This window comes from Enterococcus sp. LJL128 (genome assembly GCF_056924295.1).
In genome coordinates this window covers 217152-243039 of record NZ_JBXPBP010000001.1, presented here as the reverse complement: position 1 = coordinate 243039, position 25888 = coordinate 217152, and the positions used below count along the sequence as shown (strand labels likewise).

The following is a 25888-nucleotide window of genomic DNA, read 5'->3' as shown; positions in this document are numbered from 1 at the left end:
AACTCCACCTATAATACCATAATTAAAAAAAAATATTAATTGATTTTTCTCAATCTTCATTGAATCGCAAGAAATCCCAAAAAACAACTATCTGCTGTTTTTTGGGATTTCTTTACTAAGATGGTTAAAATTCAAAATTGATTAACCAATAATGATTTTTTCTGAAGGGTATTCGTAGCCAAGATCTCGTGTTTCTTTGGGAATGAAAATCATTAATGTGTACAGCATGCCAATTCTGCCGATAAACATTAAGAGTGAAATCATGATTTTTCCGGTAATGCTTAAATCATCTGTAATGCCTAAAGATAAACCTGTTGTCCCAAAGGCAGAGGCAACTTCTACAATAATCGCAATCAAGGAATGCTCCTCCGTTGCAGAAAGAATAACCACAGAAAAGAAGCACATCAGAAGAGAAAGCATAAAAACAACAACTGATTTCTTTACATCATCATCATCAATTCGCCGACCGAAGATGTTAACATTGTCTTCACTTTTAATAAATGAGTATAGATACAGACCAATGATAGCAACGGTTGTAGTCCTTATACCGCCGCCGACAGAACTTGGGCTGCAGCCAATAAACATTAGCATAGAAAAGACAATCAGTGTAGTTATTTGAAAATCCTGAAGCGGATTAATCTGAAGTCCGGCATTTCTGGTTGTCATGGAATAAAACATAGACGTAATCCAGCGGTTAGTCTCACTCATATCTGTAAATAAATGATTTCTTTCAAGCAGATAAATCAAAATAGTCCCGCCAATGAACAGGATAATGAAGGCTAGCATAGCTATCTTACTGAAAAGGGAAAAACGAAAAGGCAAGCAGCGTTTGGTTTTCTTAAAGAGCAGCCACTCGCGAAATTCCATTAAAACAGGAAAGCCAATTCCCCCGATAAAGATTAAGAACATAATGATGATCAGAAATAGATAATCATTGGAAAAAGGAACAATCGAATTACCAGTAATATCAAAGCCAGAGTTAGTAACTGCCGAGATTGACTGATAAAAGCCATAGAAAATTGCATCCTTCCAGTTTGTGTAGTAGCCGGAAATATAGAAATAAATGGAAAAGAACACACCAAACAGCAGCTGGAACCATAATAATATGGAAAAAGTAATCCGAATCAGCCGGACAATACCGCTTAGCTTAGGCTGATTCATGTCGGTCATAATGAGCTGACGCTGCTTTAAGGTAATTCTTCGTTTAGACAAAATAATGAAGGCAGTGGAGATCATCATAATACCAAGACCACCTACCTGAAAAAGAATTTCCAGTAAGATAATACCTCGATCATTAAAAATGGTATGAATATCAAAGGTGGTTAATCCTGTAACACTCACTGTACTGACAGCCATGAAAAGCATATCCAGAAAGGAAGCAGAAGAACCTGGGATTCTAAAAAATGGTAGATAAAATAAAATCAGTGAGATAGCTGTCATCAAAATGTAATAGCTGACAATAATTTGAATAGATGAGAAATGGTCACTGATGAAATGACGAAATTTTCTTTGGGAACGCCAAAGAAAGCGACTGTTGAACATAATACGCCTCCTGCAAGTAATTAAGTAAAGTATAGCAGAAAAAGCAGGTTAAGGAACATAAAAATTACGGAATCGAACATAACATTATATTGTCATCTGCAGGAAAAAGAAAAGCGCATTGCCAAGTGCTGTCTGAAAACGGAGGCAAAGGAAAACTTATTTTATTTGGAAAAAGACAGGCAATTTTGCGAAAATACTGCTTTTTTGTTCAAAATATAGTAAAATACGAAAGGAATGAAATGAAAGGTGACAGTGAGTAATGGCACAATTATTTTTTAAATACGGCGCAATGAATAGCGGAAAAACAATTGAAATTTTAAAAGTAGCACATAATTATGAAGAACAAGACAAACCGGTTGTTATCATGACCAGTGGTTTGGATACACGAGATGGTGTGGGAAATGTCTCCAGTAGAATTGGGTTGAAGCGCAAAGCCCTGCCTATTTTTGAAGAGACAAATGTCTATGATTTGGTTAAAAGTCTGGATGCTCGACCTTACTGTGTATTGGTAGATGAATCTCAATTTTTAAGCAAACATCACGTGATTGAATTTGCTAAAGTCGTGGATGATTTGGAAATACCAGTGATGGCGTTTGGGTTAAAAAATGATTTTCGTAATGAGCTGTTTGAAGGCTCAAAATATCTGCTTCTTTATGCGGATAAAATCGAGGAGCTAAAAACAATCTGCTGGTTCTGTCATAAAAAAGCAATCATGAACTTACATTATATAGATGGGAAACCAGTGTATGAAGGTGATCAGGTGCAGATTGGCGGAAATGAAGCCTATTATCCAGTTTGTCGGAAACACTATTTCCACCCTGAAAAAAGAAAAGATCTATAGCGAAGCATATAATGGATTTGCAGCTTCATAGGTTAGTAAACAGAGTGATAGGCAAGTTAAGAGCCAAATCTAAACAAATGAAATAGACCGATAGCGTTAAAAATCGGAAAACGTGGAAAAACAATTGAAAAAATGATTATTTCAGTGTAAGTAAACGCGGCAAAAAGCTGAGCTGCACTGATTATCTAGAGAAGGAGAAATGCACATGTACGATCAGTTACAGGCGATCGAGGATCGTTATGAAGAATTAGGGGAGCTCTTGAGCGATCCGGAAGTAGTTACGGATACGAAACGTTTTATGCAGCTTTCAAAGGAAGAAGCAGGAAGCAGGGAAACAGTAGAAAACTATCGCCGCTATAAAAAAGTTGTTGAAGGAATTAAGGAAGCCGAAGAACTGCTTGGCGAAAATCTTGATGCTGAAATGGCTGAAATGGCGAAGGAAGAGCTTTCTGAGCTGAAGAAGGAAAAAGAGGTTCTTGAAGAGCGAATCAAAATTTTATTATTACCTAAAGATCCGAATGATGATAAAAATATTATTATGGAAATTAGAGGAGCTGCCGGTGGTGATGAAGCAGCGCTTTTTGCTGGTGATTTGTTCAATATGTATCAGAAATACGCAGAAAGTCAGGGTTGGAAGGCTGAAGTCTTAGAAGCAAATGTTACTGGTATCGGCGGTTACAAAGAAGTGATTATGATGATTACCGGCGAAAATGTATTTTCAAAACTGAAATATGAGAGTGGTGCTCATCGTGTACAGCGTGTGCCTTCAACAGAATCTCAAGGCCGTATCCATACCTCAACAGCTACAGTTGTCGTAATGCCGGAAGCGGAAGAAGTAGAGATCGACATTGCAGATAAAGATATTCGAACAGATATTTATCATGCCAGCGGTGCCGGCGGTCAGCACGTCAATAAGACAGCATCCGCTGTTCGTTTAACACACATTCCAACAGGAGTAGTAGTTGCGATGCAGGATGAACGGTCGCAGCTGAAAAACCGGGATAAGGCAATGAAGGTTCTGCGTGCCAGAGTTTATGACATCATCCAGCAGGAAGCACAAAGCGAATATGATGCAACTAGAAAATCTGCAGTGGGAACAGGGGATCGTTCGGAACGGATTCGTACCTATAATTTCCCGCAGAATCGGGTAACAGATCACCGGATAGGTTTGACAATTCAGAAGCTGGATCAGATTTTGGCTGGGAAGCTGGATGAGATTGTAGATGCGCTGGTCTTGTACGATCAAACTTCTAAATTAGAAGAGATGCAAAATGGCTAAAACTTATTTTGAAGTCCTGAAACGGGCTTCTTCTTTTTTAAAAGAGCTGGGAAAGGACGATTATGCTCCATACTATCTTCTATTTGAACGAAAAGGTTGGAATAAAACGGATTGGCTGCTTCATATGAAGGATGAGATTCCTGATGTGGAAGAAGCACAGATTCATGCAGATTTGAATAGCCTGCAGCAGGATTATCCGCCCCAGTATTTGCTAGGCTATAGTGAATTTTATGGGCATCGTTTTGTGGTCAGTGAAGATACGCTTATCCCGCGTCCTGAAACAGAAGAGCTGGTGGAATATTGTCTCAATGAGAATTTGCAGAATAAGCTAACCGTTGTGGATGTAGGGACGGGGACAGGAGCAATTGCAATCAGCCTGAAGCTGGCACGTCCTGATTGGCAGATTACTGCGGTGGACCTTTCGAAAGAAGCGCTGGCAGTTGCGGCACAAAATAGTGAAGCACTGGCAGCTTCGATAGAGCTGGTTTTAGGGGATGGACTTGCTCCAGTTCTAAATAGGGAGATAGATATTCTTATTTCCAATCCGCCGTATATTAGTTTAACAGAATGGCAGCTGATGGATCAAAGTGTGAAAAAGTATGAGCCGAAGCAGGCCTTGTTTGCAGAAGATGATGGATTGGCAATATACAAGCAGCTTGTGAAGGAGGCAGCGAACTGCCTTAAACCAGCAGGCAAGATTTATTTCGAAATTGGTTTTCAGCAAGGGGCGGCAGTGAAGGCTCTTATTCAGGAAAAATTTCCAAATAAACAGGTTCGTGTCGAGAAGGATCTTTCAGGAAATGACCGGATGGTGATTGCTGAATAGAAACAATTGAAAAAGTAAGGAAGATGGAAAATGGAAACCAGATGTTTTACAAAAAATGATATAGACGAAGCTGCAGTGTATCTGAAGCAGGGCGAACTGGTAGCTTTTCCCACGGAAACGGTTTATGGCTTGGGCGCAAACGCACTCTCTGAAGCTTCAGTAAAGCAGGTGTATCAGGTGAAAGGACGTCCCAGCGACAATCCGCTGATTGTTCATGTAAGCGGATTGGAAATGCTGCTGTGCTATATTGATCAGCTGCCGGAAACAGCTGAAAAGCTGATACACCATTTCTGGCCGGGACCGCTGACATTGATTTTGCCGTTAAAGACCGGCAGCTTTTCTTCCTCTGTCACAGGAGGCTTAGACACCGTCGCATTTCGGATGCCTAATCATTCGCTGACCCTAAAGCTGATTGAAGCTGCAGGCATACCAATTGTTGGTCCAAGTGCAAACACTTCAGGAAAACCAAGTCCGACAACAGCTGCACACGTATATCACGATTTGAACGGAAAAATTTCTGCTATTTTGGATGGCGGACCTACTCAGATTGGTGTAGAATCAACGGTTTTAGACTTAACGGATAGCTCAGGAACCCCACTTATTTTACGGCCAGGTGCTGTGACGAAAGAAGCGCTGGAACAAGTTGTGGGGCAGGTATCAGTGGATAAGCATTTGCTCACCGAGAACGAAGCACCTAAAGCCCCAGGAATGAAGTATAAGCATTACTCTCCTAGTACCCCGGTTTGGATTGTTCAAAATGATGAGCAAAGCTGGCGGGCAGCCGCAGATTGGGCGGAAAAAAATCAGAAAAAGCTAGGTATCTTTGCCAGTAAAAAAATACTTGAATTGCTAAACGATAAAAAGATAGTCGGTTATTCTTTTGGTGAAGAGGGTGTAGAGCCGGCAACGAAATACTTGTTTTCAGGACTACGTTCCTTAGATGAAAAAGAGCTGGATTTGATTTTTGTGCCTGCTTTTCCAGAAATAGGACTGGGGACTGCATATATGAATCGTCTGAAAAAAGCAGCGGATCAAAATTTTTTCAAAATCTGATGGCTTTTTTAGGTAGAGGGGAATTAAGTATGATACAATCGAAACAAGAAATCGAATGAGGTGTTGTCTAAAATGAATTATCAAGAGTATGATCCAGAGGTTTGGGAAGCTATTGGAAAAGAGAAAGAACGTCAAGAGAATAATTTGGAGCTAATTGCATCGGAAAATGTGGTTTCTGAAGGCGTTATGGCTGCACAGGGAAGTATTTTAACCAACAAATATGCAGAAGGCTATCCGGGAAAACGTTATTATGGCGGCTGTGAATTTGTTGATGTAGTTGAAACGCTGGCGATTGAACGAGCAAAAAAACTGTTCGGCTCTGCCTTTGCCAATGTGCAGGCACATTCTGGGTCACAGGCAAATACAGCGGCTTATCTATCTTTGGTTGAACCGGGAGATACAATCATGGGGATGGATTTATCAGCAGGGGGACATTTAACCCATGGCTCACCGGTTAACTTTAGCGGAAAAACGTATAATTTTGTCAGCTACGGTGTTGATCCGGTGACGGAAGTCATTGATTATAATGTTGTACGTATTCTGGCACGTGAACATCAGCCAAAGCTAATTGTTGCTGGAGCTAGTGCGTATTCCAGAACAATCGATTTTGAAAAATTCCGTGAAATCGCTGATGAAATCGGCGCAAAATTAATGGTGGATATGGCACATATTGCCGGACTGGTTGCAGCTGGACTGCATCCTAATCCAGTTCCTTTTGCCGATATTACAACCTCTACAACCCATAAAACACTGCGGGGACCTAGAGGCGGTCTAATTTTGACAAATGACGAGGAATTAGCTAAAAAAATCAACAGCAATATTTTTCCTGGTATTCAGGGTGGTCCGTTAGAACATGTAATCGCTGGTAAAGCAGTGGCATTTAAAGAAGCACTTGATCCTGATTTTAAATATTATAGTGAACAAGTAATTGAAAATGCTAAAGCAATGACTAAAGTTTTCAACCAGTCACCTGAAGCCCGCTTGATTAGCGGTGCGACGGATAATCATCTGCTGCTGATTGATGTCACTGGTTTTGGACTAAATGGTAAAGAAGCAGAGAAAATTTTGGATACAGTGAATATTACAGTGAATAAGAATTCCATTCCTTTTGAACAGCTTAGCCCGTTTAAGACAAGTGGAATCCGAGTAGGGACACCTGCGATTACTACTAGAGGCTTCAAAGAAGAAGATTCTATCGAGGTAGCAAAACTGATTATCAAAGCTTTGAAGAATCATACAGATGAAGCTGCCATGACTGAAGTCAAGGACGCTGTGAAAGAGCTGACAGAAAAATATCCGTTATATAAAAAATAAACGAACGATTTATTTGATTTGAAATGTTATAGTTCTGTATCAAAATATGTTGTCAGGACTGAAAATTGAATGAAATCTTAGAACTTGAAACAAAAGCAGAAAATATCTGACTTTGTTTCAAGTTTTTTTTGAGAAAGGAACTTCAAAGGCTATCCTGTGAAGCCATGGGATATTGGTAAAAAGCTTCCTTTTAGCATTGTAAAAAAAACAGTTTAAATAAGATTTTATCACTGGTGTTGCAGAAATATAGTCAGAATAATCTGAAAACACTAACCTGCTGAAAATGGAAAAGGAGAATTTTTAGAATGGCTCTAAAATCAAGCTTTTTACTATACTAATCAAAGTTTTTGCTGGTTCGTTTGGTTTTCTCAGATAAAGAATCAAACGTTATTGCAGAAAACCATTTCTGAAAACATGTTTTTGCGTTATACTCTTCCATGTGGTAATCCTTTTTATTGGTCTTGGATAAGTCATCCAAGAGTAGTATAAAGGACTTTTTTGTTTATGGATAGTTATGCTTCAGAACCAAGAACGGGCAGTGTCAAAAGCAACTGAGGAATTACAAGCTGCTTTTCAAGTAAGTTACAGCTTGTTTGACTTCATTTAGGAAGGAACTCGGCCGGGCTTTTCGCCGAGTTGCTTCCGGCTCACTACCTATTCTATTGGTCTGAATCATGCTGAGCCATTTATTTTTCTTTGCAACACCACTGAGATTTTATATGTAAATAAATATTTAACAAGCACATATTTCTAATTAGCACATTAGAGAAAACAACAGCGCTCAAAAGTTTGAACGCTGTTTTTGGTTTGTTAAAAGAGCTTGTGTATTCATAACTTTAAAGCAGTTATCCTATTGCTGCGTATAAATTATAAATATTAATGAGCAAGACTAGTAGAACGACGAGGCTGTAAAGCTTTTTCACTTGAACCTCTGTCATTCGACTGCTTAGCAAACCACCCAGCCAGCCTCCCAACAAGGCTGCTGGAATTACAGCCCATAAAATTGACAGGTCGTAGGAATAGAAGCCGACACTTAGTCCAACACTGGAAAGCTTTGCAATTTGAGAAAAGAAAATTGTAACGATGGAATACACAGTTGCCATTTTGATATCCATGCCAAAAAAGAAAATAAGAGCAGCTACATTGATTGGTCCGCCGCCGATTCCCAAAAAAGTAGAAAGAATCCCCAGAAAAAGTCCGATGATTAAATAAAGCCACTTACTGGAAAGCGCTAGTTTTTTTTGCCCCCATTGATTATAAAAAAGAACAATGAGTAATGTAAGAATCATTAAGACATTCTGAATGATTTGAACTTGATTGTCTGATTTGAAAAACTCGAGCAGCCGATTTAACAGACTGTCACCGAGAACACCTCCCAATAAGGAACCCATAGAGATTGCCAGCGCTCGGCTAAAATCAATTTGAATTCCATCCTTAAGCTGTTTATAGGTTGAAGAAATGGACATGGTAAAAACAGCGGTACTGGAGTAAAAAGCAATCGCGCTTAACGAATGGAGTCCAATAAAATCCAGCACGGGCTTGATGATTACACCGCCGCCCATACCAGAAATAGCACCAACTGTATTAGATAGAACAATCGTAATAAAGTAGATAAGTAAAGTTTTCATATAATTAGCCTTTCATTTTTTTATAAGAACTTTTTCAAAGAAACACGAGCTAAAATCAAAAAGTTAATAAATCTTATCAAACACTACTTTCTATTCATGGAAAACAGATATTGCTTTAGCTGCTGTTGACTGGATTAATAAATCCATATCTAATCCATTTAGTTTAGTTTTAGGCAACTTAGAATGCTAGAGGTACAGGAAATAAAATTTGTAGTTACTTATCCAGTATATCATGAAAACTTCCCAGTATTTATTAGAAGGTTGATGAGGACAAAGTTGAGGTGGAAATGGGCGTTGTGTTGATTGGAAGTAAATTTTATCTAATTCAAATCAATCAGATGTATCACTAAGTGAATGAAAATTTAACATGAATTGTTTAAAAGAAGTAGTGAAGGCTCAAACTAGGACTAGAGCGTGTCCAAAAACACTAGCGGGGAATAGAGCTTCGAGGGTGTGCTGGACTTGTCGGCAGAAAAAACCTTTATGAGCTAAATCAGTGTTTTTTTCTTGATTGTGACAATTATCCTTGAGCATTCGGATATCACATTACTTTTCAGACACGTCCTCATTTTGATAAATAACAACATAACTTGTAAGATAACTCGTTCAGTAAACTAGTCTTGTTGCTTTTTTACTAATCTAGAAAGCGCGGATTAATGGCAGTTTATGACAGAAGATTGAGCCTGAAAAGAATGATGGTTCATTTGATAAAAATAATGAGTCTGCGCTAGTAATTACAGATTTTAAAGCATGTTGTGTTATGCACTTAGCTGGGAAAATCCGAAGAAATATGTAGATGATTTTTAACTTGATTTCAGCAGAAGAATTTGAAACAATTATGCCGCTTATAAAGGCGTTGAGTAAGGGTTTATTTTAGCTGGTGTCTACTAAAATAACAGAATAGAGTCAATTGAGCTTTCTAAATAAGAAGAAGATAAAGCTAAGAAATAATTCTTGAGTGATTGACTAGTCAACCGCTCTTTTTTGTTTTACAATAGTAGAAGAAAATGAATAGTTAGGAGACAGAACATGGGAAAATTTCAAGTAATTGATCATCCATTAATTCAGCACAAATTAACAATCATCAGAGACAAAGACTGCGGAACTAAAGTTTTTCGTGAGGTAGTTAATGAAATTGCAATGCTGATGGCTTATGAGGTTTCCAGAGATATGCCTTTAGAGGATGTTGTGATTGAAACACCAATGGGTGAAACAACACAAAAGACATTATCAGGTAAGAAGGTAGCGATTGTTCCGATTTTAAGAGCAGGGATTGGCATGGTTGATGGGATTCTTGAACTAATTCCAGCAGCTAAGGTTGGACATGTCGGCTTATACCGTGACCACGAAACGTTGGAGCCGGTAGAATACTTTGTGAAAATGCCGGAAGATATTGATGCCCGTCAATTATTCGTAGTAGACCCTATGCTGGCTACTGGTGGATCAGCTATCATGGCAATTGATTCGTTGAAGGAGCGCGGCGGCAGTAATATTAAATTTGTCTGTCTGGTTGCAGCGCCAGAAGGTGTGAAAGCATTGCAGGACGCACATCCAGATATTGATATCTATACTGCTGCATTGGACGAGAAGCTGAATGAAGATGGCTATATCGTTCCAGGACTAGGTGATGCGGGCGACCGTTTGTTTGGTACAAAATAAGTAGAACTGTCTTAAATAAGACGAGAAAAAGCGTGAGGCTTCTATATTTGACTTTAGTACAAAAAAGTTTGGGCTGTAGTTTTTATAGCTCAGGCTTTTTTATTGGGAAAGAATCAGTGAATGATTTTGCAAGACCAGTAAAAAGTGAAGGAACAGTTCGTATAAATCCATAGCTTAAGTGGGGAACAGAAAATGATGTCAGTAGATGACTATTAATGGTTTGCTTGGCAGTATCTCTTTACAATTCAAAAAAAGAGATTTATAATAGTTTCGTCATTGAACGCCAGCTTAGCTCAGTTGGTAGAGCAGCGCACTCGTAACGCGCAGGTCACAGGTTCGATCCCTGCAGCTGGCATAGTTGAACCCCTTTATTTAGCAGAGGGTTTTGGCTTGTCTAAGTGAAGCCTTACAGATTTTCTACAAAGTACAAAAACCATTTTGGAATATATGAAACGAAATATCCGATTTTAGTATAAAACTGGAAAATAATTAAGATTCTTACTTATTTCAAGGTAAATTGGTATACTTTTAAGAATGGATATGGTAAGATGATTCTTGTAGTATGCTTCTGGTTAAACTAAAAGGCTTTATCCTTATCTATTCTTAGAATAATTCCTCTTATTTTTATCGTGAAAATATTGCAAATATATTGTGCTACAGCACTAGGAGGATTTTATTTATGAATACAGGAACAGTTAAATGGTTTAACGCAGACAAAGGTTTTGGATTTATTACAGCAGAAGACGGAACAGACGTTTTCGCTCACTTCTCAGCTATCCAAGGAGAAGGTTTCAAATCTCTTGACGAAGGTCAAGCAGTTACTTTTGATATTGAAGATGGTCAACGTGGCCCTCAAGCTGTAAATATCGTAAAAAATTAGTCTATCAAAAAGACAGTCTTCAAAAGACTGTCTTTTTTTATAAGGAGGGCAATCATGGCAGAGCCGACTCAAAAAAAAGCCTATGGAAAAAAGCAAAAAGAGGATTCTGAAATCAAGAAGCTTTTTGATATAGGACAGTCTGTATCATTTATTTACAAAAGTGAGATTCGTATAGGTGTTATTGCAAAGAAATTAGAATATGCCGCTGTGGTAGAAATCGATGCTGTATCCGGTTCTTCTGCTACGGAAGATCGAACGGTTGTTAATTACAATGATATGTATCAGCGATGAGGTTGAAACCAGAACGTTAGGATTCTTATAAGCTTGTCTAGGATTCTCCCTGCGTTGTAATCTTAAAAGTATGCAAAGACTAGAATGCCGTTTGTTCAGAATAATTAAAAAGAAAGAGTTTGGACAGTTATTTTTATGTTCAAAACTCTTTTTTTTTGCTTGTTTCTCAGATTCTATGATAGATTTCTGCACTTTTCCCAATTCCTAATGACTAATCCCATTGATGTTGGTTTTTAGATACTATATAATCAATGATATATGTGATTTAGGGGGAGTATTGATGAAAAAACTTGTAGTGGGCGGATTTATCCTATTAAGCATCTTAATGACAGGCTGTACAAGAAACAATGATGAAAAAAGTTCTACAGGCGTAGGGACGAGCCAGCGCGAAAAAAGAGAAAAAAGAAGCAAAGCTGAAGGAACAGAGGAAGAGACTGTTTATCGAACAGAAAATGGAACCTTTACGTTGAAATTGAGCGATGGCTGGGAAGCATTGGAGCCTGATGAACTTTCAGATGATGCCGATTTGAGTTTTGAAAACTACGACGCAGATATTTATTATATGGTTTTAAGTGAGCATAAGGATGATTTTGAAGGCTTTGAAGAATATAAGGATTTAATTGTACCAGATATGCTTGAAGACACTTATGATGTGGAAGAAAGCGACATTGAGTATAATGGTTTTAAAGGGACCAGATATACGTTTGGGTTAACTTCAGATGGAATAAAGACTGCCTGGATCTATGATGTTTTGGAAGGGGAAACCTACTATATCCAAAATATTGGCTGGACGATTAACAGTAAAAAGGAAAAGAATAAAAAGAATCTGACTCAGTTGATGGAGTCACTAACCTTTGTTAAGTAGCGGACTTCATTTTTGAAGGATTTTTTTGATAACGACAATAAGTAGTTTTCCGTTAATAGTGCCAGTAGGAAAAAAGAATTGAATGAAATCGTAGAGCTTGGAGCAAAAAGGCAAGAAATTGCTGGTTTTGTTTCAAGCTCTTTTTTTTGCGAATGGAAAAAGCTTGAATGATTAGGATGGCTGTATAGGTTTTCTGTCAAATCCTATAAGAAAGAACCTAATAAATATAAAACCAGGGATTCTTGTTGATTTCTGTTTTTTTTATATTGGAAAAACGCATGATAAATAGGAGCTGGGAAATTAATGGGAGACTTTTAACAGAGAAATGAAAGTTAAGAATGAAAATAATCAGCTACTATGAGGCTAGGCAGATTGGAATAGAGAACCATAGCAGATATGAAAAAACAAGCTGAAAGACACTTTCTAATCAGCTTTACATTGAGAGGCTGTTGATTGTCTATATTTTAAGACAAATGAACAGCGAAAAAAGAATGGAAAGAGAGGTGGAATGCAATGAGCACAATCACTACAATTGAGGATTTTTGGGATAGAGTAAACGAGTTAAGGATAGAACGTGAACTGAACTGGAGGGAATTGGTTGGCGGCAATGCATCTCTGGCGGCCGAAAAAAGATTCAATCCTACATTAACGCGTATCTTTCAAATGCAGGAAAAGCTGGAAGTCAATTTATTCAATCTGCCTTCGGAAAATCAGCCGGAGATTGAAGAGCAGTTTAAAAAGAATCCCGAGACGCCAAAGAAAATGACAGCCATTTATGATTTAACGCGCACCGAAGACTGGATGAATGATGAGCAGATTGTAAGAAGAGTTCAAGAGCTGGCTAAAACGATTATTTAAAAAATATAAGATTTATATTTTAAATGTTGTTAATAACCATTAGTTTTACTGATTAGAGATAAAGAAAATCCATGAGAATCCGCAAAGCTATTCGTAGGTTAAAGAAAAAAAGTACTTTTATTGCCTAAGTTTAGATACCTTTTTTCTTTAAAAGAATCCAAGCAAGTATATTGAAACTAAAGCTCAGAATTATGGAATTAAAGTTTTTTCCAAATCCTTCAGTCCGTACTTTCTTTTATGCGGCAGGGAAGATATAATAAAGAGCGTATGATTCAAGGAAAAGGGATGACAGATGAACAAAAATAAACAGTTAAATATAGATAATCGTATAGACTACGGCGTAATTTTACCAGTTTTTCTCCTATCATTAATAGGAATGCTTTCATTGTATTCAGCGTTATACAATGACCCAAACCGACCGGATATTTTCCCAATGCTGATGCGGCAGGGACTTTGGTATTTAATCGGAATCATTAGCGTGGTGGTTATCATGCATTTTAGTTCGAAGCTGCTGTGGAAGCTGACCCCAGTCTTTTATGGGATCGGGTTGATTATGATGGGGCTGCTGCTTAAGTTTTATGATCCTTATTTGGAGGTTCAAACTGGATCAAAAAACTGGATAAGTATCGGTGGAACCACTTTCCAGCCTTCTGAGTTAATGAAAATTGCCTTTGTTTTGATGCTGGCCTACGTTGTGACAATGCATAATGCTCGTTTTAAGGAACGAACCTTAAAAACGGATGGCTGGTTGATTGCCAAATTATCGATGGTTACACTTCCGGTTGTTGCTTTGATCTTGCTGCAGAAGGACTTCGGAACCATGCTGGTCTTCCTGGCTATTTTTGCCGGTGTCTTTCTAATGTCAGGAATTTCCTGGAAAATTGTGGTTCCCGTCTTTTTAGGAGCCATTCTGATTGGCGCTGGGGTATTGTATCTAATTACGACAGACTCTGGCCGGGATTTTTTAAATAAGTTTGGCGTCAAGGCGTATCAGTTTGAACGGATTGACTTATGGCTGAATCCATTTCATAATGATCCAAGCCGTTCCAACCAGCCAGCGCAGGCAATCACGGCAATTGGCTCTGGTGGTCTGCTGGGAAAAGGATTTAACGTGAGTGATGTCTATGTACCTGTACGGGAATCGGATATGATTTTTGCGATTATCGGTGAGAATTTTGGTTTTATTGGCGGATGCTTTATCATTTTGTTATACTTTATATTGATTTATCGAATGATTCGTGTTTGCTTTGAAACAAATAATGAATTTTATGCGTATATTGCAACAGGAATTATTATGATGCTGCTTTTCCACGTATTTGAGAATATTGGTGCTAACATTGGTCTGCTTCCGTTAACAGGGATTCCGCTGCCGTTTATTAGTCAGGGAGGTTCTTCTATTCTGGGAAATATGATTGGTGTAGGGCTGATTCTTTCAATGAAGTATCAAAAAGAAGTAGTAGTCAGTGAATGATTATTTAGAAAGAAGGGGAATAAAGTATGTACACGTTTTTCTGGTATCCGAAATGTTCAACTTGTAAAAAGGCAAAAGCTTGGCTTGATGCGTCAGGTGTGGATTATGAAATCGTTGATATGATAGAAACACCGCCGACCAAAGAACAGCTGCTTGGCTGGATGGAGGAAAGTCCGCTGCCGGTTCGCAGATTTTTTAATACAAGCGGTGGTCATTATAGAGAACAAGGGCTGAAGGAAATCGTTAATGACTTTTCAAACGAGGAAGCGGCTGAGCGTTTGTCTAAAGACGGCATGCTGAATAAGCGTCCAATCTTTGTTAAAGATGGTCATTTTATTGCAAACGGCTTTAAAGAGTCTGAGTATGAAGGAGCAATTAGCAAATGAGTACAGACCGAAAAGTTGTCGATAATTTGTGGATTGAAAAAACCACAGAAGGCTTAAAAGTTGGCTTGACTAATGCTGCGCAGGAGGATTTAGGAAAAATTTCTTTTGTCACGTTGCCAAAGGTTGGGCAAAAGCTATCTGCTGGAGACTCTTTTGTAGAGCTGGAAGCAGAAAAATCGGTTAGTGAATTCTCCAGCCCAATTTCCGGGATGGTTGCAGCTGTGAATGAAGCAGCTGTTAAAAATCCTGAGCTGCTGGACAACGAGGATGAAACACAAGCGTGGCTGGCAGTATTTACAGAAGTAGAAGAATAATTCTGATAAAAACGTTGACAGTTGAAGTTGATGTTGCTATAATTTCATCATTAATCAAAAATAATAAAGCATCGAAAAGAAGAGTACATATTTGAACTGTTTGAAAAGAGAGCCTTGGCAAGCTGAAAAGAGGCAGCAGATTTGGTATGGAAGATGGTCTTAGAGCAGAATAGGCAAGCAGGAGTGAGCTTATTACGGGAGTGCCCGTTACAGCACCACAGTATACGATGATTAAAAATCAAGTACTGAATAAGGCAGTAATCGTGAGATAACTGTAAATTAAGGTGGTAACACGGAAGATATGCTTTCGTCCTTTTTACTGATATGTATTATAATCAGTAGAGGACGGAAGTTTTTTTATTGTTCGGCTGGTCTGAGCAAGGATGCAAATGAATTAAAAACAGAAAGTTGAGTGAGCAGCATGGCTTTGATTGAATTACGTCATGTCAAAAAGGAATTCTCCGGAAAAGCCGGAAAAGTGACAGCAGTAGACGACGTTTCCTTATCAATAGAAAAAGGTGATATTTATGGAATCGTTGGTTATTCCGGTGCAGGAAAAAGTACACTAGTTCGTCTCTTAAATGGGCTTGAGCTGCCAAGTGATGGTCAAGTTGTGATACAGGATCAGGATGTGACCAAACTAAGCGCTGGGGAGCTAAGAGGTTTTAGAAAGAAAGTCGGTATGATTTTTCAGCATTTCAATCTGCTGTGGTCCCGTACGATTTTAGAAAATATTATGCTTCCGTTGGAGCTGGTTGGAGTTTCAAAAGAACAGCGCTTAAAACGGGCAGAAGAGCTATTGATTCTAGTTGGACTGGAAGGACGGGGGAATGCCTATCCGAGTCAGCTTTCCGGCGGACAAAAGCAGCGGGTTGGTATTGCCAGGGCACTGGCTAACAATCCGGAGATTCTGTTGTGCGATGAAGCGACAAGTGCATTGGATCCGCAAACAACTGATGAAGTTTTGGATTTACTATTGGAAATTAACAAAGAACTGAACTTAACAATTGTGCTGATTACCCATGAAATGCATGTTATCAGAAAAATCTGTAATAAGGTTGCCGTTATGGAGCTGGGCAAAATTGTTGAGGAAGGCGAAGTGCTTCATGTCTTCCGCCATCCAGAACAGGAAGTAACAAAGCGGTTTGTCCAAAGAGAAATCGATCCGGAAGCGGATTTAGAGGAGCTGTTGGCAGAACTGATTGTCGAAAACCCAGCTGGATTAGTAACCACTTTGCATTTTAAAGGGGATAATGCCAATGAGCCGGTTATTTCTCAGGCGATTCGTCAATTTCCTGTTGACATCAATGTAGTTCACGGCAAAGTGCAGCAGGCTAAAGAAGGAGCTTTCGGTTCGCTGACAGTCATGATTACTGGCGAGAAGGCAGCAGTTGAGGAAGCCTTGGCATTTTTCAAAGAAAAAGAAGTTGGCGTGGAGGTGATTCATCGTGGATAAGAGTTTTGCAGAAACTTATTTTGACTTTAGCAAAGTAAACGGTGAAACCCTGCAACAGGCATTAATCGACACTGTTTATATGACGGTTATTTCCATGGTCTGTGTATTGGTGATTGGGTTAATTTTAGGTTTGCTTCTCTACACTGCTGGACGCAACAATAAAGCCTATGCCAAATTTTTATATACAGCTGTTTCAATTATCAGCAACATTTTCCGTTCCACACCCTTTATGATTTTAATGGTCTTATTAATCCCCTTCACAAAGGTACTTGTAGGAACGATGCTGGGTGCTAAGGCAGCTATTCCGGCGCTAGTATTATCAGCTGCGCCATTTTATGCACGATTAGTAGAAATTGCCTTTCGGGAGGTTGACTCCGGAGTTATTGAAGCTGCTGAGGCAATGGGTGCCAGCTATTGGCAAATTGTCCGCAAGGTGATTATCCCAGAGAGTATTCCAGCACTGATTTCAGGATTAACTGTTACAACCGTTTCAATGATTGGATTTACAGCGATGGCTGGTGCTATCGGTGCCGGTGGTCTAGGCGGACTAGCTTGGCAGGAAGGTTATCAACGGAACAATCTGACCGTTACCTTTGTAGCGACAGTTATTATATTACTTATAGTATTTATTGTTCAGGGATTGGGCGATTTTCTAGCGAAACGAACAGACAAACGATAATAATGGGAGGAATTAAGCATGAAAAAGAAATTAGCAGGTTTAGCAGCAGTCGTTGCCCTAAGCTTTGGCTTAGCGGCATGCGGAGGCAATAATAGCGGAAGTACAGATGGCTCCAAGGCAGCAGAGGGCGAAAAAACAGTATTGACAGTTGGTGCATCACCAACTCCTCACGCGGAAATTCTGGAACAGGTAAAACCAATTCTTGAAAAAGAAGGAATTGATTTAGAAATCAAAAAGTTTGATGATTACATTCTGCCGAACAAAGCATTGGCAGATGGCGAAATCGATGCAAACTACTTCCAGCATATTCCTTATTTTAATCTTCAAGTAAAAGAAAACGGGTATGATTTTGCGAATGCCGGCGGCATTCATATTGAACCAATGGGGCTATACTCTCAGCGAATTGATGATATTAAAGACCTGAAAGATGGAGCAACAGTAATTACTTCAAATTCAGAATCTGACTGGGGTCGAATCATTACGATTTTACAGGATGCCGATTTAGTAACAGTTAAAGATGGCGTTGATTTAGAAACTGCGACATTTGATGATATTGATAAAAATCCTAAAAATCTGAAATTTGTTCATGATATTAATCCAGAGCTATTGGCTACAACTTACCAAAATGATGAAGCTGACTTAGTAGCAATCAATGCCAACTTTGCCTATAATGCAGGCTTGAATCCAGTGAAGGATTCTGTGTTGTTGGAAGCTGACAACTCACCATATGTTAATATTATTGCAGTCCGTTCAGAAGATAAGGACAACGAAGCAATTAATAAGCTAATTGATGCGCTGCACAGCAAAGAAATTCAAGACTGGATTCTTGATAAATGGGATGGTTCCGTAAAACCAGTTGATAAATAAAGATAAAAGTTAGAAAATGAACCAGAAGTGCATTTTTCAAAGATTTGCATATAGTTAAACTAAGGGTGCGTGGTCCATAACCCGCTTTCAAAAAGAAAACAAGTCTGATTTTGATAAACAATATCAAAATCGGGCTTGTTTTTTTCCTACTACCCTGTTTAAAAGGAACTGTCCGAAGGGCTGGAAAACTATAGGTATCTTCTTCTTCAAAATAGTGTCAGTTTTCAACGAAAAAAATATTTTTTGTATTTCTTTTTACTTTCTTTATGATAGCGGACATACGCTTCATATATTTGTTTTCTCGGTAAATAATTCATTTGAACTTTGCGCAGATATTTTTTGTAGACTCTTCTTTTTCTCTTTAAGTGGCGCTGCTTTTCATTATGTAAGTGTTCTTCTGTCACCTCTAAATCTACTTCAAAGTGATAAGCAATTTCTTTCAACTGATGGTTCGTCAATCCACCAGATTGCGTTTCTTCTTTTAACCAAGGCTAGATTTCTTATTGATAAAGGGTTTTATTGTTTTTATCTAATCGTTCATAACGAGTGGTCGCTTTGTGTCAAACAAAGCTGAATCTATGGGCATTTGCTTCAATTATTGTGTTTTCAATGAAGGGGGTTTTATTTTCTATCACTTGATTGGTAATCAGTTGACAACGAGATGGAACAAAGGCTTCTACTAAAAGGTGCACAGTTGCCTCATGTCTTCTGAACAGACTAATGGTACGATAGTTGACTTGTTCGTGATTGACTAGTTAGCACATGTGATAACTGTCATCTAAATGAAACAAGTTTCCAAGGCTATAGAGGCAGCACTAACCTGCTGGATTCTAAAAACGATCAGTTTTCTTTTAGAGCTTTGGATAAGAAAATGAAAACGATAGCTATTGATAAAACTTCTTATCAAGTTGTAAATATTCTAAACAAGGCAAGTGATATATAAGAAAAGTCCAGAAAAATTAGCCTTCTCCACAGCAAAGAGATTGCGATTCATTCTCAATTAAGATAAAATGATTGAGAACGAAATTTTGAATAAAAGTTGGAGGGAAATATACATGTCAGTTTTGGAAATTAAAAATTTACACGTATCAATTGATGATAAAGAGATTCTAAAGGGCGTAAATCTGACGATGAAAACAGGTGAGATTCATGCCATCATGGGACCCAACGGAACAGGGAAATCGACATTGTCTGCTGCCATCATGGGCAATCCAAATTATGAAGTAACTCAAGGAGAAATCCTTTTTGACGGTGAAAATATTTTAGAGCTGGAAGTCGATGAACGTGCACGTTTAGGTCTATTTCTAGCTATGCAGTATCCAAGCGAAATCCCAGGGATTACCAATGCGGAATTTATGCGTGCGGCAATTAATGCCAAGCGTGAAGAAGACAATAAAATCTCTGTAATGGAATTTTTGAAAAAGTTAGACAGCAAAATGGATTTGCTGAATATGCCTGAGGAGATGGCTGAACGTTATCTGAACGAAGGCTTTTCCGGCGGAGAAAAGAAAAGAAATGAAATCCTGCAGCTATTGATGCTGGAACCAACCTTTGCAATTTTAGATGAAATAGATTCTGGCTTGGATATTGATGCGTTGAAGGTTGTAGCAAAAGGAATCAACGAAATGCGCGGCGAAAACTTTGGTGCATTGATTATTACGCACTACCAGCGTCTGTTGAACTACATCACACCTGATGTGGTGCATATCATGATGAACGGAAAAGTTGTGAAAACCGGTGATGCCGAGCTGGCAAAACGTCTGGAAGCAGAAGGTTATGCAGGAATCAGCAAAGAATTAGGTATTGAATACAAAGAAGAAGAAGCATAAGGAGGAGGACAAGATAAATGAAAGACACAAATGTAAAAGCTTATCTTGACGACATCAGCGCTTTTTCTGCACAAATGGAAGAACCTTCATGGATGACTGACTTTCGTTTGTCTGCATTAGAAAAAATCGATGGGCTGGAGCTGCCGCTGATTGAACGGGTGAAATTTCACCGTTGGCCGCTGTTCAACGTGACCACTGACACGTATGAACCAGCTTCTGGAAATGTTCCAAACTTTGGTGAAATGAATGATAACCCAATGGTTGTACAACAGAACTCAGCAACGATTTTTGAACAGCTGTCGACTGAGTTGGCGGACAAAGGAGTTATTTTTACCGATATCTTTACAGCCATGCAGGATTATCCTGAGCTGGTTAAAGAATATTATATGACAAAAGCAGTCTTGATGGATGAAGACAAAATGACTGCGTATCATGCTGCCTTTATGAATAGCGGGCTGTTTTTATACGTACCGAAAAATGTAGTTATTGAAGAACCTCTTGAAGCAATCTTCTTTCAGGATTCCGCCAGTGACCAGGCATTTTTCAAGCATGTGCTGATTGTAGCGGAAGAAAATAGTGAATTCAGCTATTTGGAAAGATTCCAGACAATGGCTGATAAAAATATCAAGGTTTCAGCAAATATTGTGGTTGAAGTCATTGCTAAAGCAGGAGCTAAGGTAAAATACTCCGCAGTCGATCAGCTAGGCGTAAATCTTGCTACCTATATGAACCGTAGAGGGCATATCCTGCGGGATGCCTCTGTTGACTGGGCGTTAGGCGTGATGAATGACGGCGATGTGATTGCTGATTTTGATTCAGATTTAGTTGGGGAAGGTGCTCATTCAGAAGTTAAAGTAGTCGCAATTAGTGCAGGTAAGCAGACCCAAGGGATTGATACTCGAGTAACAAATAAAGCCTCTCACTCTGTTGGTCATATCCTTCAGCACGGTGTTATTCGTGAACGGGGAACACTTACTTTTAACGGAATTGGTCATATTCTTAAGGGAGCTAAAGGGGCAGATGCTCAGCAGGAAAGCCGGGTACTAATGCTTTCTGATAAAGCCAGAGGGGATGCCAATCCAATTCTGTTAATAGAGGAAAATGAAGTAACAGCGGGACATGCTGCTAGTGTCGGCCGTGTCGATCCGGAAGAAATGTACTACCTAATGAGTCGGGGGCTACCGCAGGCTGAAGCTGAACGTCTGGTTATCCGTGGATTCTTAGGTTCAGTTATTACAGCAATCCCTGTGAAGGCTGTTCAAAATGAATTTGTCGAGGTTATTGAAAGGAAGTTGAACGCATGATAAACGTGGAAAATATTCGTCAGCAGTTTCCAATCTTGTTTCAAGAAGTGAACGACGAGCCACTTGTTTATCTGGATAATGCAGCAACCACCCAAAAGCCTCAAGCCGTTCTAGATAAGCTGGCTTATTACTATGAGCATGATAATGCCAATGTTCACCGAGGCGTTCATACGTTGGCAGAACGGGCAACAAAGGAATACGAAGCTGCTCGGGAAAAGGTAAGAAGACTGATTGGCGCCAATGAAACAGCCGAGATTCTCTTCACCAGAGGAACAACAACCAGCTTGAACTGGGTAGCGAAAAGCTATGGTGATTTAGCAGTAGGTGCGGGAGATGAAATCGTGATTTCCTATATGGAGCATCACTCCAATATCATTCCCTGGCAGCAGCTGGCTCAGCGTAAAGGAGCCGTTCTGAAATATATCGATATTACAGCAGACGGTTATCTGGATCTTGAAAATGCAAAAAAGCAAATTACAGATAAAACAAAAATTGTTTCAATCGCCCATGTCTCAAATGTTCTTGGAGTTATTAATCCAATTAGCGAGCTGACAGCACTTGCCCATCAGCATGGTGCAATCATGGTGGTGGATGGCGCACAGGCGGTTCCCCATATGCCAGTCAATGTACAGGAGCTGGATGCTGATTTTTATGCCTTTAGCGGACATAAGATGTGCGGACCGACAGGAATTGGTGTATTATATGGAAAACGCGCACTGTTGGAAAAAATGGAGCCGGTAGAGTTCGGCGGCGAAATGATTGACTTTGTCAATCTACAGGACAGCACTTGGAAAGAGCTGCCGTGGAAATTTGAAGCAGGAACACCTAATATTGCCGGAGCCATTGCATTAGGCGCAGCCGTGGATTATTTGACAGACATCGGTCTGGAAAATATCCATCAGCATGAAGCGGATTTGGTTGCTTATGTCCTGCCCAAGCTGCAGGCCATTGAAGGGCTAACGGTCTATGGTCCGCAGAAGATTGAAGACCATACCGGAGTGATTGCCTTCAATCTTGAAGGACTGCATCCTCATGATGTAGCAACTGCCTTGGATATGGAAGGCGTGGCAGTCCGTGCCGGGCACCACTGTGCTCAGCCTTTGCTGAAATACATTGACGTGCCGGCAACCGCCAGAGCGAGTTTTTATCTTTACAATACAAAAGCAGATGCCGATCGGCTGATCGAAGCAATTCTTGCAACAAAGGAGTTTTTCCAACATGGCCCTATCTAAATTAGAAAATTTGTATCGTCAGGTGATTTTGGATCATTCCAGTCACCCCCATCATCATGGTACACTAGGCGACGCCAGTCAGAAAATTGAGCTGAACAATCCAACCTGTGGTGATGTGATTGAGCTTCAGGTGGCTATTCAGGATGATGTAATCAAGGATATTGCCTTTAACGGCAGCGGCTGCTCTATCAGTACCGCTAGTGCCAGCATGATGACCGATGCAGTGATTGGGAAAACCGTAGCGGAAGCAGAACAACTAGCAGAGGCCTTTTCTCAGCTTGTTCAAGGTAATGAAACAGCAGACGAAGAAAAGCTGGGCGATGCCTCTATGCTGAAAAACGTCAGTAAATTTCCAGCTAGAATCAAATGCGCTACCTTAGCATGGAAGGCACTGGAACAGGCAGTTGAAAACGACGGCCAAGGAACCGCTGGACAGCTGCACTGCTAAGAGTTCACCAAGTAGATATAAGAATACACAGATAAGAATTAGAGAGAGAAGCAGAATAGAAGCTTTATAATCCAGAGAATAAAGGGAGCGTGAAACAATGAGCGGCGTACCAGAATTAGAAGATTATAAATTTGGGTTTCACGATGATGTGAAGCCAGTCTTTAGTACAGGAGACGGACTAACAGAGGATGTTGTCCGGGAAATGTCACGAGTAAAGGAAGAGCCGGAATGGATGCTGGATTTCCGTCTGAAATCATTGGCGCAGTTTAATAAAATGCCGATGCAGACCTGGGGAGCCGACTTATCGGACATCGACTTTTCCAAAATTAAATATTACCAAAAACCAAGTGATCGTCCTGCCAGAGATTGGGACGATGTGCCTGATAAAATCAAAGAAACCTTTGAAAAAATCGGGATTCCAGAAGCAGAACGTGCATACTTGGCAGGAGCTTCTGCTCAATACGAATCAGAAGTGGTTTACCACAATATGAAGGAAGAATTCGAAAAGCTGGGAATCATCTTTACTGATACTGACTCAGCCTTAAAGGAATATCCAGAGCTGTTCAAGGAATATTTTGCTAAGCTGGTTCCGCCAACTGACAACAAGCTGGCAGCATTAAACTCAGCTGTCTGGTCTGGCGGTACCTTCATCTATGTACCGAAAGGCGTACGCGTAGATGTGCCGCTGCAAACCTACTTCCGGATTAACGCAGAAAACACGGGTCAGTTTGAACGGACACTAATTATTGTGGACGAAGGCGCCAGCGTGCATTATGTAGAAGGCTGTACCGCACCAACCTATTCAAGCAATAGTCTGCATGCAGCTATCGTGGAAATCTATACAAGAAAAGATGCATACTGCCGCTATACAACCATTCAAAACTGGTCAGACAACGTATATAATTTGGTAACGAAACGTGCCAAAGCCTACGAAGGAGCAACCGTTGAATGGATTGACGGCAACCTCGGCGCCAAAACAACAATGAAATACCCAAGTGTTCATTTAGATGGCAAAGGCGCTCGTGGAACGATGCTTTCCATTGCCTTCGCCGGTGAAAACCAAATTCAGGATACTGGTGCAAAAATGATTCACAATGCACCAAACACATCAAGCTCCATCGTATCCAAATCAATTGCCAAAGACGGCGGTGAAGTCAACTACCGCGGTCAAGTAACCTTCGGCAAAGACAGCGCCGGCTCAATCTCTCATATTGAATGTGATACCATCATCATGGATGATAAATCCAAATCAGATACTATCCCATTCAATGAGATTCATAACAGCCAAGTAGCGCTGGAACATGAAGCCAAGGTATCAAAAATTTCGGAAGAACAGCTTTACTACCTAATGAGTCGCGGCTTGAGTGAAGTTGAAGCGACTGAAATGATTGTGATGGGCTTTGTCGAACCATTTACGAAGGAACTGCCGATGGAATATGCGGTGGAATTGAATCGATTGATTAGTTATGAGATGGAAGGTTCGGTTGGCTAATAAGAAGATAGGTCTTGGAAATCGCTTTGCTATGCGGTTTTCAAGACCCTTTTTTTTGTTCTGAGGATTCCGTTGCACCAAATATTGCACCATTAGCCGAAAATTCGTCTAATTTCAATATTGGCGCCCGCTTTTGACGGTTGGAAAGATGGGTATAAACATCCATAGTCGTTTTAAGATTTTTATGACGTAGCCGGTACTGAGCATCTTTCGGATCTACACCAAGTTCATATAGAAGTGTTGCTTGTGAGTGTCGGAAACCATGTGGTGATATTCGATGTAAACCACGTTTTGTCAGTTCATCTTCATTCCTATCAAAGAAGTTCTTCAGCCAATCGTTTGGAGCACTTCGATGATAATGCTTTTTAGTTTTTGGACTAACAAAAATATACTTTGAGTTATGGATGTATGCTAGCGAACCATAGTTGTCATATGAGTTACGGTCTTTTATTAACTTATCAAGATAATCAAATGTATCATCATCAAGATATACCAGGTTCTTCGATTCTTCTGTTTTTGGAGAGAAGGAGATGAAGGTGCCGCCATTTTCATCTTCAGTTAACGTTTTATTGATATCGATTGCTTTTTCATCCCTCAATAAATCTGATTCGAATAGTGCAAGAGCCTCACCGCGCCTCAAGCCTGTAAAAGCGAGTAATCTGAAATATACAAATTTTTGATATTCCTCAACCTCTTTGAATGCTTCAAGAAATGTCATCAGTTGTTTTGGATCATAGAAATTTTCTGAGGATGATAGCCGCCGTTTTTTATAACTGAAATCAGATTTCCCAACAAGAATGTATTGCATAGGATTCGACGAAATATATTGCTTGGTAATTCCAAAATCCAGAACAGTTTTAATCTGATTCTTAATCTTTCTAAAGTCTTTTCTTTTTCTCTTTAGTTCATCGAATGCTTTTTGGCAGTCCTCAATCTCGATTTGATCCACATACAAGGTACCAAGTAGAGGGATAGCATATCGGTCCATTTCATCTTTAAACTTTTTATAGGTACCCGGCTTGATTCCGCTGCTTTTATAATATTCAAGATATTCAGTCAGCAGATCCTTAAACCTAATTTTTTTCTTATCTGATTCTTTTCTTTTTCTCTTTTCCAATTGCCGTTCATAATCTAGTTTTGCTTCAGCCTTTGAGAGCTTACCTTGACCACGTATTTGAATCCTTTCTCCAGTTTTTTCATCCATGCCGTAGTAAGCACTGTATTTCCACCGCTTCTTTCCTGTTTTAGTTAAATATTGTTTGTACTGTACCATTCCGTTTTACCTCCTTTCGTATTGTATATACTCATCTCATTTGATAAAATGAGTATAGAAAAATAAGCCATCTACCAATGTGCTGCTTTTTCATACACATC

General features: G+C 39.5%; 24 protein-coding genes, 1 tRNA gene, 1 pseudogene and 1 other annotated feature. Of the genes and pseudogenes, 22 read left to right on the top strand and 4 right to left on the bottom strand.

What is annotated here, in order from left to right:
• Nucleotides 1-141 precede the first annotated feature (141 nt).
• Complete coding sequence (locus tag AC1Z3K_RS01265; RefSeq protein ID WP_461731594.1) at nucleotides 142-1542, bottom strand: TrkH family potassium uptake protein; 1401 nt, start codon at nucleotides 1540-1542, stop codon at nucleotides 142-144.
• A gap of 259 nt (nucleotides 1543-1801) precedes the next feature.
• Between AC1Z3K_RS01265 and AC1Z3K_RS01260 the strand changes: the two genes are divergently transcribed.
• The 5 genes from AC1Z3K_RS01260 (at nucleotide 1802) to glyA (ending at nucleotide 6855) form a co-directional block, all read left to right on the top strand.
• Entirely contained in the window at nucleotides 1802-2383 is a 582-nt protein-coding gene (locus tag AC1Z3K_RS01260) for a thymidine kinase (RefSeq protein ID WP_426082856.1), read from the top strand.
• A gap of 205 nt (nucleotides 2384-2588) precedes the next feature.
• Complete coding sequence (gene prfA / locus AC1Z3K_RS01255; protein ID WP_426082858.1) at nucleotides 2589-3662, top strand: peptide chain release factor 1; 1074 nt, start codon at nucleotides 2589-2591, stop codon at nucleotides 3660-3662.
• A complete protein-coding gene (gene prmC / locus AC1Z3K_RS01250) occupies nucleotides 3655-4488 on the top strand; it encodes a peptide chain release factor N(5)-glutamine methyltransferase (protein ID WP_461731593.1) in 834 nt (277 codons plus the stop codon). Before prfA ends, prmC begins: the two co-directional genes overlap by 8 nt.
• Nucleotides 4489-4518: 30 nt before the next feature.
• A complete protein-coding gene (locus AC1Z3K_RS01245) occupies nucleotides 4519-5541 on the top strand; it encodes an L-threonylcarbamoyladenylate synthase (RefSeq protein ID WP_426082861.1) in 1023 nt (340 codons plus the stop codon).
• Nucleotides 5542-5613: 72 nt separating this feature from the next.
• Nucleotides 5614-6855, top strand: coding sequence for a serine hydroxymethyltransferase (gene glyA, locus AC1Z3K_RS01240; protein WP_426082862.1), 1242 nt, complete (start codon nucleotides 5614-5616; stop codon nucleotides 6853-6855).
• 845 nt (nucleotides 6856-7700) lie between these two features.
• On the opposite strand, the gene AC1Z3K_RS01235 is transcribed toward glyA, so the two are convergent.
• Complete coding sequence (locus AC1Z3K_RS01235; protein WP_461731592.1) at nucleotides 7701-8483, bottom strand: sulfite exporter TauE/SafE family protein; 783 nt, start codon at nucleotides 8481-8483, stop codon at nucleotides 7701-7703.
• A 1029-nt stretch (nucleotides 8484-9512) separates the two neighbouring features.
• Here AC1Z3K_RS01235 and upp point away from each other — a divergent pair.
• The 12 genes from upp to AC1Z3K_RS01175 all read left to right on the top strand — a co-directional run bounded on the left by upp (nucleotide 9513) and on the right by AC1Z3K_RS01175 (nucleotide 18209).
• A complete protein-coding gene (gene upp / locus AC1Z3K_RS01230) occupies nucleotides 9513-10142 on the top strand; it encodes a uracil phosphoribosyltransferase (RefSeq protein WP_426082866.1) in 630 nt (209 codons plus the stop codon).
• A gap of 282 nt (nucleotides 10143-10424) precedes the next feature.
• Nucleotides 10425-10497, top strand: a tRNA-Thr gene (locus AC1Z3K_RS01225).
• A 324-nt stretch (nucleotides 10498-10821) separates the two neighbouring features.
• Complete coding sequence (locus tag AC1Z3K_RS01220) at nucleotides 10822-11022, top strand: cold-shock protein (RefSeq protein ID WP_426082876.1); 201 nt, start codon at nucleotides 10822-10824, stop codon at nucleotides 11020-11022.
• Nucleotides 11023-11076: 54 nt separating this feature from the next.
• On the top strand, nucleotides 11077-11313 hold the full coding sequence (locus tag AC1Z3K_RS01215) for a hypothetical protein (protein WP_461731591.1): 237 nt from the start codon (nucleotides 11077-11079) through the stop codon (nucleotides 11311-11313).
• Nucleotides 11314-11593: 280 nt separating this feature from the next.
• Nucleotides 11594-12178 carry a hypothetical protein gene (locus AC1Z3K_RS01210; RefSeq protein ID WP_461731590.1) on the top strand — a complete coding sequence of 195 codons (585 nt, stop codon included), beginning with the start codon at nucleotides 11594-11596 and terminating at the stop codon, nucleotides 12176-12178.
• Between the two features lie 513 nt (nucleotides 12179-12691).
• Entirely contained in the window at nucleotides 12692-13036 is a 345-nt protein-coding gene (locus AC1Z3K_RS01205) for a hypothetical protein (protein WP_461731589.1), read from the top strand.
• 292 nt (nucleotides 13037-13328) lie between these two features.
• On the top strand, nucleotides 13329-14507 hold the full coding sequence (locus AC1Z3K_RS01200; RefSeq protein ID WP_426082899.1) for an FtsW/RodA/SpoVE family cell cycle protein: 1179 nt from the start codon (nucleotides 13329-13331) through the stop codon (nucleotides 14505-14507).
• Between the two features lie 26 nt (nucleotides 14508-14533).
• Nucleotides 14534-14893: an arsenate reductase family protein gene (locus AC1Z3K_RS01195; protein WP_461731588.1), complete on the top strand. Its 360-nt coding sequence runs from the start codon at nucleotides 14534-14536 to the stop codon at nucleotides 14891-14893.
• On the top strand, nucleotides 14890-15207 hold the full coding sequence (locus AC1Z3K_RS01190) for a glycine cleavage system H family protein (RefSeq protein ID WP_461731587.1): 318 nt from the start codon (nucleotides 14890-14892) through the stop codon (nucleotides 15205-15207). The genes AC1Z3K_RS01195 and AC1Z3K_RS01190 overlap by 4 nt, the downstream gene beginning before the upstream one ends.
• Before the next feature lie 62 nt (nucleotides 15208-15269).
• Nucleotides 15270-15525 (top strand) — a binding site (T-box leader).
• A gap of 103 nt (nucleotides 15526-15628) precedes the next feature.
• Nucleotides 15629-16663, top strand: a complete 1035-nt coding sequence (locus tag AC1Z3K_RS01185) for a methionine ABC transporter ATP-binding protein (RefSeq protein ID WP_461731586.1) — start codon at nucleotides 15629-15631, stop codon at nucleotides 16661-16663.
• Nucleotides 16656-17342 (top strand): methionine ABC transporter permease, encoded by a 687-nt coding sequence (locus AC1Z3K_RS01180; protein WP_426082906.1) that lies wholly within the window; start codon nucleotides 16656-16658, stop codon nucleotides 17340-17342. Before AC1Z3K_RS01185 ends, AC1Z3K_RS01180 begins: the two co-directional genes overlap by 8 nt.
• An 18-nt stretch (nucleotides 17343-17360) precedes the next feature.
• A complete protein-coding gene (locus AC1Z3K_RS01175) occupies nucleotides 17361-18209 on the top strand; it encodes a MetQ/NlpA family ABC transporter substrate-binding protein (RefSeq protein ID WP_461731585.1) in 849 nt (282 codons plus the stop codon).
• 260 nt (nucleotides 18210-18469) lie between these two features.
• On the opposite strand, the pseudogene AC1Z3K_RS01170 reads toward AC1Z3K_RS01175, so the two are convergent.
• Nucleotides 18470-18997 (bottom strand): annotated as a pseudogene (locus AC1Z3K_RS01170) (transposase); the annotation flags it as partial.
• Nucleotides 18998-19264: 267 nt separating this feature from the next.
• Between AC1Z3K_RS01170 and sufC the strand changes: the two are divergent.
• From sufC to sufB, 5 genes are all read left to right on the top strand, one after another.
• A complete protein-coding gene (sufC, locus tag AC1Z3K_RS01165; protein ID WP_426082910.1) occupies nucleotides 19265-20038 on the top strand; it encodes a Fe-S cluster assembly ATPase SufC in 774 nt (257 codons plus the stop codon).
• A gap of 17 nt (nucleotides 20039-20055) precedes the next feature.
• Nucleotides 20056-21342: a Fe-S cluster assembly protein SufD gene (sufD, locus tag AC1Z3K_RS01160; RefSeq protein WP_461731584.1), complete on the top strand. Its 1287-nt coding sequence runs from the start codon at nucleotides 20056-20058 to the stop codon at nucleotides 21340-21342.
• A complete protein-coding gene (locus AC1Z3K_RS01155) occupies nucleotides 21339-22574 on the top strand; it encodes a cysteine desulfurase (RefSeq protein WP_461731583.1) in 1236 nt (411 codons plus the stop codon). Before sufD ends, AC1Z3K_RS01155 begins: the two co-directional genes overlap by 4 nt.
• On the top strand, nucleotides 22561-23022 hold the full coding sequence (gene sufU, locus AC1Z3K_RS01150) for a Fe-S cluster assembly sulfur transfer protein SufU (protein ID WP_426082916.1): 462 nt from the start codon (nucleotides 22561-22563) through the stop codon (nucleotides 23020-23022). The genes AC1Z3K_RS01155 and sufU overlap by 14 nt, the downstream gene beginning before the upstream one ends.
• 97 nt (nucleotides 23023-23119) lie before the next feature.
• Nucleotides 23120-24514: a Fe-S cluster assembly protein SufB gene (gene sufB / locus AC1Z3K_RS01145; protein WP_461731582.1), complete on the top strand. Its 1395-nt coding sequence runs from the start codon at nucleotides 23120-23122 to the stop codon at nucleotides 24512-24514.
• A gap of 40 nt (nucleotides 24515-24554) precedes the next feature.
• Here sufB and AC1Z3K_RS01140 read toward each other — a convergent pair whose 3' ends face one another.
• Nucleotides 24555-25787, bottom strand: a complete 1233-nt coding sequence (locus AC1Z3K_RS01140; protein ID WP_461731581.1) for a tyrosine-type recombinase/integrase — start codon at nucleotides 25785-25787, stop codon at nucleotides 24555-24557.
• Nucleotides 25788-25888 lie beyond the last annotated feature (101 nt).

Bases quoted from the DNA above. Each gene is read 5' to 3' on its own strand.
- AC1Z3K_RS01265 (WP_461731594.1), bottom strand. From the start codon at position 1,542: ATGTTCAACAGTCGCTTTCTTTGGCGTTCCCAAAGAAAATTTCGTCAT.
- AC1Z3K_RS01260 (WP_426082856.1), top strand. From the start codon at position 1,802: ATGGCACAATTATTTTTTAAATACGGCGCAATGAATAGCGGAAAAACA.
- prfA (WP_426082858.1), top strand. From the start codon at position 2,589: ATGTACGATCAGTTACAGGCGATCGAGGATCGTTATGAAGAATTAGGG.
- prmC (WP_461731593.1), top strand. From the start codon at position 3,655: ATGGCTAAAACTTATTTTGAAGTCCTGAAACGGGCTTCTTCTTTTTTA.
- AC1Z3K_RS01245 (WP_426082861.1), top strand. From the start codon at position 4,519: ATGGAAACCAGATGTTTTACAAAAAATGATATAGACGAAGCTGCAGTG.
- glyA (WP_426082862.1), top strand. From the start codon at position 5,614: ATGAATTATCAAGAGTATGATCCAGAGGTTTGGGAAGCTATTGGAAAA.
- AC1Z3K_RS01235 (WP_461731592.1), bottom strand. From the start codon at position 8,483: ATGAAAACTTTACTTATCTACTTTATTACGATTGTTCTATCTAATACA.
- upp (WP_426082866.1), top strand. From the start codon at position 9,513: ATGGGAAAATTTCAAGTAATTGATCATCCATTAATTCAGCACAAATTA.
- AC1Z3K_RS01220 (WP_426082876.1), top strand. From the start codon at position 10,822: ATGAATACAGGAACAGTTAAATGGTTTAACGCAGACAAAGGTTTTGGA.
- AC1Z3K_RS01215 (WP_461731591.1), top strand. From the start codon at position 11,077: ATGGCAGAGCCGACTCAAAAAAAAGCCTATGGAAAAAAGCAAAAAGAG.
- AC1Z3K_RS01210 (WP_461731590.1), top strand. From the start codon at position 11,594: ATGAAAAAACTTGTAGTGGGCGGATTTATCCTATTAAGCATCTTAATG.
- AC1Z3K_RS01205 (WP_461731589.1), top strand. From the start codon at position 12,692: ATGAGCACAATCACTACAATTGAGGATTTTTGGGATAGAGTAAACGAG.
- AC1Z3K_RS01200 (WP_426082899.1), top strand. From the start codon at position 13,329: ATGAACAAAAATAAACAGTTAAATATAGATAATCGTATAGACTACGGC.
- AC1Z3K_RS01195 (WP_461731588.1), top strand. From the start codon at position 14,534: ATGTACACGTTTTTCTGGTATCCGAAATGTTCAACTTGTAAAAAGGCA.
- AC1Z3K_RS01190 (WP_461731587.1), top strand. From the start codon at position 14,890: ATGAGTACAGACCGAAAAGTTGTCGATAATTTGTGGATTGAAAAAACC.
- AC1Z3K_RS01185 (WP_461731586.1), top strand. From the start codon at position 15,629: ATGGCTTTGATTGAATTACGTCATGTCAAAAAGGAATTCTCCGGAAAA.
- AC1Z3K_RS01175 (WP_461731585.1), top strand. From the start codon at position 17,361: ATGAAAAAGAAATTAGCAGGTTTAGCAGCAGTCGTTGCCCTAAGCTTT.
- sufC (WP_426082910.1), top strand. From the start codon at position 19,265: ATGTCAGTTTTGGAAATTAAAAATTTACACGTATCAATTGATGATAAA.
- sufD (WP_461731584.1), top strand. From the start codon at position 20,056: ATGAAAGACACAAATGTAAAAGCTTATCTTGACGACATCAGCGCTTTT.
- AC1Z3K_RS01155 (WP_461731583.1), top strand. From the start codon at position 21,339: ATGATAAACGTGGAAAATATTCGTCAGCAGTTTCCAATCTTGTTTCAA.
- sufU (WP_426082916.1), top strand. From the start codon at position 22,561: ATGGCCCTATCTAAATTAGAAAATTTGTATCGTCAGGTGATTTTGGAT.
- sufB (WP_461731582.1), top strand. From the start codon at position 23,120: ATGAGCGGCGTACCAGAATTAGAAGATTATAAATTTGGGTTTCACGAT.
- AC1Z3K_RS01140 (WP_461731581.1), bottom strand. From the start codon at position 25,787: ATGGTACAGTACAAACAATATTTAACTAAAACAGGAAAGAAGCGGTGG.